The following is a 9,318-nucleotide window of genomic DNA, read 5'->3' as shown; positions in this document are numbered from 1 at the left end:
AAATAGAGGAACATTCTGTGATTTATTAAAAGCTTCTTATGCTACCTCTTCTGGTCCGGGAAACAAAAGCATTCCTTTAGCTTCAACAGGAACTATTGAATTTTAATTATTAGATTCTAGCTAGCTGGAATCTAATTTATATTTTTTAAGATTTTAATATCTCATTTAATTCATATTCACTGATAATTTTTATATTCAATTCTCTTGCTTTTGATAGTTTGCTTCCTGCATTTTCACCATAAACTAACATTGTAGTTTTTTTACCCACATTTGATGATATACTTGCTCCTAAAGCCTCTAATTCCTTTGATATTATATCTCTACTTTTACTCATAGTGCCTGTTAAAACTATTACTTCATTTAATAATAATTTGGATTCTACATTTAAATCTTTTTTTATATTTATAATTTGAAGAAGGGAAGTAATAAATTCTTTATTTGTTTGCATAAATAAAACTAGAGATTTTGCCATTTCTTCTCCTATGCCATCTATTGTAATAAGCTCTTCAAAACTAACCTCAAAAATTCTCTCACCAAAAATATTAACTAACTTTTTACTACTCCCCTCTCCAATATGCTCAATTCCAAGTGCATTTATAAATCTCCATAAAGATGTGTTTTTGCTACTATTGATTGCATTTAATAAATTATTAATTTTTTTATTTTGCCAACTTTCAATTCCCTCTAAATCTTCATATTTAAGACTATAAATATCTAAAATATTATTTATTAATTTATTCTCAAATAGAAACTCAACTATTCTATCTCCCATACCTACAATATTCATTGCCTTTTTAGAACAAAAATGAATAATTGAATTTATCACCCTACCCTTACAATTTAGATTCTGACATTTAATTAAAATATTTTCTATTAATAACTCACTATTACATATAGGACAATGTGTAGGTTTAGAGATGATAATCTCACCCCCATTTCTTAGCTCAACTAAAGGCTTAATAATTTTTGGTATCACATCTCCGCTACGAATTATAAGGACATTATCATTTATTCTAATATCTTTTTTTTCTATTTCATCAAAATTATGCAAAGTAGCCCTGCTTATTTTAGCTCCATCAATATGTATACCTTCAAGTTCTGCTACAGGCGTTATTAAACCACTTCTTCCAACCTGAAAAGTAACGCTTAAAATTTTTGTTTGTTTTTCTATCGCAGGAAATTTATAAGCAACAGCAAAACGAGGATTTTTAATTGTATATCCAATAGAATCTTGTAATTCTACACTATCTAGCCTAATTACCATACCATCAAGCATAATAGGGTAATCATCCCTTAAAGAAACTAGCTTTTTATAAAAAACCTCTATTTCATCTATATTTTTACAAATAGCACTTAATTTTGTATCAATAAATCCAAAGCTTTTAATTATGTCTAGTCTCTCAAAGAAACTATTGTTTTTTATATTACAAAAACCAAATCCCCAAGGGATAAATTTTAATCTACGCTCTTTAGTGATAGTAGAATCTAGTTGTCTTAAACTTCCGGCGGCAGCATTTCTAGGATTTGCAAAAATACTTTCTCCTTTTTGCAAACGCTTTTTATTAATGCTATCAAAAGTATCTCTTTGTATAACTACCTCACCTCTAATTTCAATTTTATCGTTATATGGGATACTTAAAGGAATTGATTTAATAGCTTTTGCATTATGTAAAACCTGCTCCCCAATATTACCATCACCCCTTGTAGCAGCAGAAATTAATTTACCATTTTCATAAAGTAAATTAAGGCTTGCTCCATCAAATTTAGCATCACACATAAATATTGCACTAAAATTAGTATTTTTATAAATTCTATTTATCCAATTATTTAATTCATTATTATTAAATACATCTTCTAAACTCCACATTTTTTCAATATGTTGACTCTTTTCAAAACTATCAATTACTACATCACCCACTCTTTGTGTGGGTGATGTAGAATCTATCTTATTTGGATTTGCTTTCTCAAACTCTAATACTAAATTATATGTTTTATCATACTCATCATCACTTGCTATTGGTTCATCTAATACATAATAATGATATGCCATTTTTTTTAAAATTGAGACTTTTTGTATATATGTTTCATAATCAATCATTATAAATTCTCTTTAATTTTAAAGTTTTAAATTATATAATACTAAAATTTTTTACTTAAGGAATATAAGTTGCTAAAAAATATAGTTAAATCTTCAGAATTACATTTAATGAATGAGGTGCAATTCTTATGTTTTTTACTTGAAGAAAAAGGCGAACTATATGCTACAAATGTTTTTAAGGTTCGTGAAGTTGTCCATTATACAGATGTACTTACTAAAACAGAGGGTGAAGATAATGATGTTGTGCTTGGATTTATAACAATGAGAGGAGAATCTATACCTTTACTTGATCTAAGAAGATGGTTGTTTTTTGACCCAAATAACGCATTAGTAGATTTAAGAGAATATTCAATAGATTCTTCTAAATACTTAATTATTATTTGTGATTTTAGTGGATATACAGTTGGGCTTAGAATTCATTCTGTTAAAAGAATAATTCAAAGAAATTGGGACGAAGTAGTTACAGGGACTGAATATGGCTTCCAAAAAAATGGCAAAGTAATAGCTACTACTAAATTTGATGATGGTAAGATTGTTCAAGTATTAGATGTAGAAAAAATGTTAGGGGAAATTTTCCCTATGGTAAATAACTATGAAACACTAAATTTACAAACTTTAGAGAAAATAAAAAGTAATAAAATAATTCTTCTAGCTGAAGATAGCAAGCCTGTTGCAAAGTCTATGCAGATAATTTTAGAAAAACTAGGATTAAGATATTATTCATTTCCAAATGGAAAAGAATTATTACAATATCTAAAAACAGAAAATGATATTAAAAGCATTGGAGCTATAATAACAGACTTAGAAATGCCTATTATTTCTGGCTTTGAGGTATTAAAGCAAGTAAAAGAAAATGATACTTTTAATCATATTCCTGTAATTGTTAATACTTCAATGAGTAGTGAATCTAATATCTCACTAGCAAAATCATTAAAGGCAGATGTCTTTTTAACAAAACTAAAACCAGCAGAACTAGAATATGAATTAAGAAGACTATTAGAAGGAAAATAATATTATGTTAAGAACACATTTATGTGCTGAATTAAACCAAGGTGATATAGGCAAAGAAGTCAAACTTTGTGGATGGTGTAATACATATAGAGACCACGGAGGAATAATTTTTATAGACTTAAGGGATAAGAGCGGAATTATACAGTTAGTTTTTGACCCAAATTCTAGTGCTTATAAAGAAGCAAGTCATATTCGAGATGAATATGTTTTGATAATTAGAGGAATTGTAAGAGAGAGAGGAGAAGGGTTAGAAAACCCAAAATTAAAAACAGGAAAAATTGAAGTTGTAGTAAATGATTTAATAATTGAAAATAATAGTAAAACCCCTCCAATAACTATAGGTGCTGATAATACTAATGAAGAATTAAAACTAAAATATAGATATTTAGATTTACGCTCAAATAAAGCTTATGAGATTTTTAAGCTTAGGTCTAAAGTTGCAATAGAGGTTAGAAATTGTTTAAATAAACTAGGATTCTTAGAGGTTGAAACACCTATTTTAACCAAAGCTACTCCAGAGGGAGCTAGAGATTTTTTAGTGCCAAGCAGAATATATAATGGAGAATTTTTTGCACTACCTCAAAGCCCACAATTATTTAAACAACTTCTTATGATGAGTGGATTTGATAGATATTTTCAAATTGCAAAATGTTTTAGAGATGAAGATTTGAGAGCAGATAGACAGCCTGAATTCACACAAATTGATATTGAAATGAGCTTTTGTGATGATAATGATATTATTAATGTTGCAGAGATACTTATAAAAGATATTTTTAAAGTATGTGGTTATGATATAAAACCTCCATTTAGGCGTATGACATATAATGAGGCAATGGAAAAATATGGAAGTGATAAACCAGATTTAAGGTTTAATCTTCCTATGTGTGATGTTGGGGAATTTTTTATAGAATCTAGCAATGAAATTTTTAAAAATATAGCTAATAATTTAAGATTAAATCGTTTTAAAGCATTAAAGATTCCACAAGGTGATAGTGTGTTTAGTAGAAAAATACTAAGTGAGTGTGAAGAGTTTGTAAAAAAATTTGGAGCAAAAGGTTTAGCTTATATTCAAGTGAGGGATAATGAATTAAAGGGTCCTATTGTAAAATTTATAGAAGAATCTAAAATAGAGAGTTTTAAAGAAAAGCTAAATTTAATAAATGGTGATTTAGTTTTCTTTGGTGCTGGTGAAAAAAATGTTGTTTTAGATTATATGGGAAGGCTTAGATTAAGAGTTGCAGAAATTATGAATTTAGTAGCAAAAGATGAGCTTAATTTATTATGGGTAGTTGATTTTCCTATGTTTGAATTTAGTGATAATAGATACTATGCTATACATCATCCATTTACAATGCCAAGAGATATAGACAATAAAGACCCTCTAAAAATCACTTCCATAGCTTATGATATAGTATTAAATGGTGTTGAACTTGGCGGTGGAAGCATTAGAATCCATAAAGATGAAATACAAAAAAAGGTATTTAAATTATTAGGAATTAGTGATAAGGAAGCTAATGAAAAATTTGGCTTTTTACTAGAAGCTCTGCAATATGGTGCTCCTCCGCACGGAGGAATAGCCATTGGCTTTGATAGGCTTATTATGCTACTTACTAAACAAAGTAGCATTAGAGATGTAATTGCATTTCCAAAAACTCAAAAATCTACCTGTATGCTGACAAATGCACCTAGTTTTGTTCAACAAGAACAATTAAATGAGCTTGGAATAAAATTAAATTCAAAAACAATAAAAGGAATAAAGTGAAAAAATTATTTTTAATTATTGGGGCACCAGGAAGCGGTAAAACAACTGACGCACAGAATATTGCATCAAAAAATAATAATATTATCGTGCATTATTCCACAGGAGATTTATTAAGAGAAGAAGTAGCAAGAGAAACTCCTCTTGGTAAAACTATTGATAAATATACTTCTAAGGGTAATTTAGTGCCACTTGATATAGTTGTTGATACTATTGTTGTAGCATTAAAAAATGCGCCTAAAGATATAGTTTTAATTGATGGATATCCTAGGAGTATAGCACAGATGGAAGCTTTAGATTCTGTGTTAAAAAAGCAAAATGAAGTTAAACTTGTGAGTGTTATTGAGGTTGTAGTTAGTGAGAAAACGGCTTGTGAGAGGGTATTGGGTAGAGCTAGAGGAAGTGATGATAATTCTGAAGTTTTTAAAAATAGAATGAATGTTTATTTAGAGCCATTACAAGCTATACAAGATTTTTATAATAATATAGGAATCTTAAAGAAAATAGATGGTGAAAGAAGCATTGAAGAAATTACAACAGAAATGGAAACTTTTATAAAAAATAATATATAAGGAGTAAAAATGGATTTAAGCAAAATTGGATATGGAAATAATGATTATGTAAATGCAGTTATAGAAATACCTTATGGTTCAAATATAAAATATGAGATAGATAAAGATAGCGGGGCTGTAATAGTAGATAGAGTTATGTATAGTGCTGTGTATTACCCTGCTAATTATGGTTTTATACCAAATACCCTAGCTGATGATGGTGATCCTGTCGATATTTTGGTGCTAAATCAATACCCTCTTCAAGCAGGCAGTATTATAAGATGTAGATTAATTGGTGTTCTTATTATGGAAGATGAATCTGGAATGGATGAAAAACTCTTAGCCATGCCACTTGATAAAATTGACCCTAATTATAGCGACATAAAAGATATTAATGACTTATCAGAACTAACATTAAATAGAATTAAGAACTTTTTTGAAACTTATAAGATGTTAGAACCTGAAAAATGGGTTAAAATTAAAAATTATGATAATAAAGATAAAGCACAAGAAGTCCTACAAAAAGCAATTAAAAACTATTCAAAATAATAATGAAAGATATTTATAATATTCAAATAGAATGCTCTCTTCTAGCTACAATATTATTTGACCCTCAAATATTTAGTGATGTAGAGGGAGAATTAGATTCTAGTGATTTTGGCTATGAAAATCACAGAATAATTTTTAATATTATGACTGAGTTATACAAGACGGATTTGCCTATTAATGAAGATTTTATTAGAAAAAAAGTAAATAATAAAAATATAAATTTTGATAATGATTTATTTAATATTGTTACTACCTCTCCAATAGTAGGTATAAAAAAGTATATTGATGAAATCAAAGATTTAAGTCTAAAACGTAAGCTCCATAGCCTTGCAAATCACATTAAAGAGCAGAGTTTAGAGTTAAATATGTCATCTGTTGATATTATCGATAATATTGAAAATGAGGTTTTTAAACTCCAATCAAGTAAAAATAATAGCGAATTTAGAATCTTACAAGAAATAACCCACTCTATGCTTGATAAAATAAAAGAACAAAAAGAGCATAATAGTATTTTATTAGGTATTGATACAGGTTTTAGTGAGCTAAATAGAATTACAAGTGGATTTAAAGAGGGAGAGTTAATAGTTCTTGCAGCACGTCCTGCTATGGGGAAAACTGCATTTGCTATTAACGTTTTACAACCCACTTTAAAACAAAACAAATCTGTAGCATTTTTTAGTCTTGAGATGGATGCAGAACAGATTATATTAAGAATGCTATCATCAATGACTTCAATCCCTATGCAAAATCTAATTATAGGCAATTTAGATAATAATGATTGGGAATATTTTTCTAATATGTGCAATAAAATCTCATCGTGGAAATTATATGTTGATGATAGTGGAAATCTTAATATATCAAAATTAAAATCAAAAATTAGAAAGCTAAAGTTAAAAAATCCTGACTTATCGCTTGTAGTGATTGATTACTTACAAATTATGTCTGGCATTAATAATAAAGATAGACATCTAGAGATAGCAGAAATTAGTAGGGGATTAAAAAATTTAGCAAGAGAGATTAGGATACCCATACTAGCTTTAAGTCAGCTAAATAGAGAGTTAGAAAAGAGAGGTGATAAACGTCCTATGTTAAGCGATTTAAGAGAATCTGGAGCTATAGAACAAGATGCAGATATAATATTATTTTTATATAGAGATTCCATATATCAAATAAGAGCCCAAAAAGAAAAATTAGAAAAGGCTAAAAAAGAAGGTAAAGAAATACCTAAAGAAATAATATTAGAAGAAAAAGAAATTGAAGAAGCAGAGCTAATAATAGGTAAGCATAGAAATGGTCCTATTGGCACTATTAAGCTAAATATGCACACTAAATATACTAGATTTACCTCTCAAACTACTCATAATGAAATAGAGCATAAAGAAACGGAGATGCTAAATATGCCAATTTAGATATTTATAGAATGATTATACACTTTTTAAAACAATACTATTTTTCATTTTTACCTATTTATTTTTATAAACATTTAATGTGCTTGGTGCTTGAGTAGTTGGCATTAACTCAATCCTATTGATATTTACTCTTTGTGGTTGATTTGCTACCCAAAACACAGCATCAGCAATATCCTCTGGCAAAAGAGGGTCTGTATTTTCATATACTTTATTTGCAGCATTATTATCTCCTTTAAATCTTACTAAAGAAAACTCACTCCCTCCACTAAGACCGGGTTCGATGTTGCTTACACGAATATTTTTATCAAATAAATCTGCACGAAGATTTAAGCTAAATTGCTTTACAAATGCCTTTGAAGCACCATATACATTGCCACCGGGGTAAGGATAACTACCAGCAATAGAACCTATATTAATAATATGACCTCTTTTTTGTGCTACCATTTGAGGAAGTAAGAGATGAGTTAATCGAACTAGACTAAGTATATTTACTTCAATCATTCTTTCCCAATCTAATATATCTGCTTCGCTTGCACTTGATAATCCTAAAGCAAGACCTGCATTATTTACTAATACATCAATATTTCTAAAATTATTTCTTAAACTATCTAATCTCTCTTTTATCTTATTGGTGTTGCATACATCTATACCTATAATTTCACAATTATTATTTCCTAGCTCATTTTGCAATTCTCTTAATTTATCCTCTCGTCTAGCTAGAGCTATTACTTTATGATTTTCTTTTACAAATTTTTTTGCAATAGCCCTACCAAAACCAACTGAAGCACCTGTAATTAAAGCTATCATTTTAAGTATCCTTCTAATTTATTCTTAATTTCTTTCCAATGTGGCATTAAAGAATCTAGCATAGAATAAAATCCTTTGCCGTGATTTGGATGAACTAAGTGGATTAACTCATGAAGTAAGACATATTCAAAGCAAATTTTTGGCTTTAAAAAAAGTGTTGAATTAAGTGTAATTACAGCAGTAGAATAATTACAACTACCCCATTTTGTGCTCATATCTCTAAGTCTAACTTTCTTTACTTCTCGCCCTATTTTATCTTGATAGGTTTGTAAAATAGATTCTATAAGATTTTTTGATTTTTGTTTATACCATTTTAGAATCATTTTTTTAATATTCTCTTTATTTTTTATTTTAATAATTAAATTATTTTCTAACTCTATAAATTCATTTTTAAAGCTAGATTCTATTGTTAATAAAAATTCATTTTCAAAGTAGTAAATTTTAGAGCCATTATTATACTTTGGAATATTATTTATTCTTTTTTCTATCCACTGCCTATTGGATTCTACAAAATCATTTATATATTTTCTATTATAATTTTTAGGAGCAGAAACTTTTATAATTCCATTCTTATCAACCCTAAGTATTAAAGATTTAATATTTTTTGTAATTATTTGATAATCCATTGTGTAAAACTCTTATTATGGTTGTTTGAAATTTGGATTTAAATATATATACAAAGCTAGCATTTCAGATGCTGTAAGATTATATCTAGGCATTACTCCTTTACCATTTTTTAATGCACTCTCAAATTTAATAAATCCCACTCCTCTAATATTTGGAGCTATAATTGGCTTATTCTTATTTTTTTGCTTAATGTAGCTAATAACAGAGCCCTCTCCATTCCTACCGTGGCACTCTATACAGCCTATTCCTCGTGGTTTTTTATATAATGCCTTTCCATATTCATATTGAGTTAAAAATTCTTTTCTTATATTTTCATCACTAAAAAGAAATACATTAAAAAAAGATATTAATAAAATGATTTTCATATACTTTCCTTAAATATGGTATCTATTATACATTTTTCACCCCAACACTATTCATTATAAAATAATTCCTCCCATAATTTCATAATAGAATCTTTATTAAATTTATCTTGTATTATTTCTCTTTGTTTTAAACCAAACTCTT

The 9,318-nt window shown here is 28.1% G+C and carries 9 protein-coding genes; 5 read left to right on the top strand and 4 right to left on the bottom strand.

Features of this window, described 5'->3' with window-relative positions; translation table 11 throughout:
* Window positions 1–145 precede the first annotated feature (145 nt).
* A complete protein-coding gene (gene ligA / locus CQA44_RS10190) occupies window positions 146–2,095 on the bottom strand; it encodes an NAD-dependent DNA ligase LigA (RefSeq protein ID WP_115547138.1) in 1,950 nt (649 codons plus the stop codon).
* 72 nt (window positions 2,096–2,167) lie between these two features.
* Between ligA and CQA44_RS10185 the strand changes: the two genes are divergently transcribed.
* From CQA44_RS10185 to CQA44_RS10165, 5 genes are read left to right on the top strand one after another with little or no spacing between them, the layout of a single operon-like run.
* On the top strand, window positions 2,168–3,109 hold the full coding sequence (locus CQA44_RS10185; RefSeq protein ID WP_115547137.1) for a chemotaxis protein: 942 nt from the start codon (window positions 2,168–2,170) through the stop codon (window positions 3,107–3,109).
* Window positions 3,110–3,113: 4 nt separating this feature from the next.
* Window positions 3,114–4,871 (top strand): aspartate--tRNA ligase, encoded by a 1,758-nt coding sequence (gene aspS, locus CQA44_RS10180; protein ID WP_115547136.1) that lies wholly within the window; start codon window positions 3,114–3,116, stop codon window positions 4,869–4,871.
* The gene (locus tag CQA44_RS10175) at window positions 4,868–5,440 is read left to right on the top strand and encodes an adenylate kinase (protein WP_115547135.1); all 573 of its coding nucleotides are present in this window, start codon (window positions 4,868–4,870) and stop codon (window positions 5,438–5,440) included. Before aspS ends, CQA44_RS10175 begins: the two co-directional genes overlap by 4 nt.
* Before the next feature lie 9 nt (window positions 5,441–5,449).
* Complete coding sequence (gene ppa / locus CQA44_RS10170) at window positions 5,450–5,968, top strand: inorganic diphosphatase (protein WP_115547134.1); 519 nt, start codon at window positions 5,450–5,452, stop codon at window positions 5,966–5,968.
* 2 nt (window positions 5,969–5,970) lie between these two features.
* Complete coding sequence (locus CQA44_RS10165; RefSeq protein WP_115547133.1) at window positions 5,971–7,377, top strand: replicative DNA helicase; 1,407 nt, start codon at window positions 5,971–5,973, stop codon at window positions 7,375–7,377.
* 54 nt (window positions 7,378–7,431) lie between these two features.
* Here the strand turns inward: CQA44_RS10165 and CQA44_RS10160 are convergent, their stop codons facing one another.
* Genes CQA44_RS10160 through CQA44_RS10150 form a run of 3 tightly spaced genes read right to left on the bottom strand, consistent with a single transcriptional unit; the run spans window position 7,432 to window position 9,176 of the window.
* Entirely contained in the window at window positions 7,432–8,184 is a 753-nt protein-coding gene (locus CQA44_RS10160) for an SDR family NAD(P)-dependent oxidoreductase (RefSeq protein WP_115547132.1), read from the bottom strand.
* Window positions 8,181–8,810 (bottom strand): M48 family metallopeptidase, encoded by a 630-nt coding sequence (locus tag CQA44_RS10155; protein WP_115547131.1) that lies wholly within the window; start codon window positions 8,808–8,810, stop codon window positions 8,181–8,183. The genes CQA44_RS10160 and CQA44_RS10155 overlap by 4 nt, the downstream gene beginning before the upstream one ends.
* A 15-nt stretch (window positions 8,811–8,825) precedes the next feature.
* Window positions 8,826–9,176 carry a cytochrome c gene (locus CQA44_RS10150; RefSeq protein WP_115547130.1) on the bottom strand — a complete coding sequence of 117 codons (351 nt, stop codon included), beginning with the start codon at window positions 9,174–9,176 and terminating at the stop codon, window positions 8,826–8,828.
* Window positions 9,177–9,318 lie beyond the last annotated feature (142 nt).

This window comes from Helicobacter sp. MIT 14-3879, assembly GCF_003364125.1.
The sequence above is the reverse complement of the archived record's forward strand: the minus strand, read 5'-3'. Positions and strand labels throughout refer to the sequence as shown.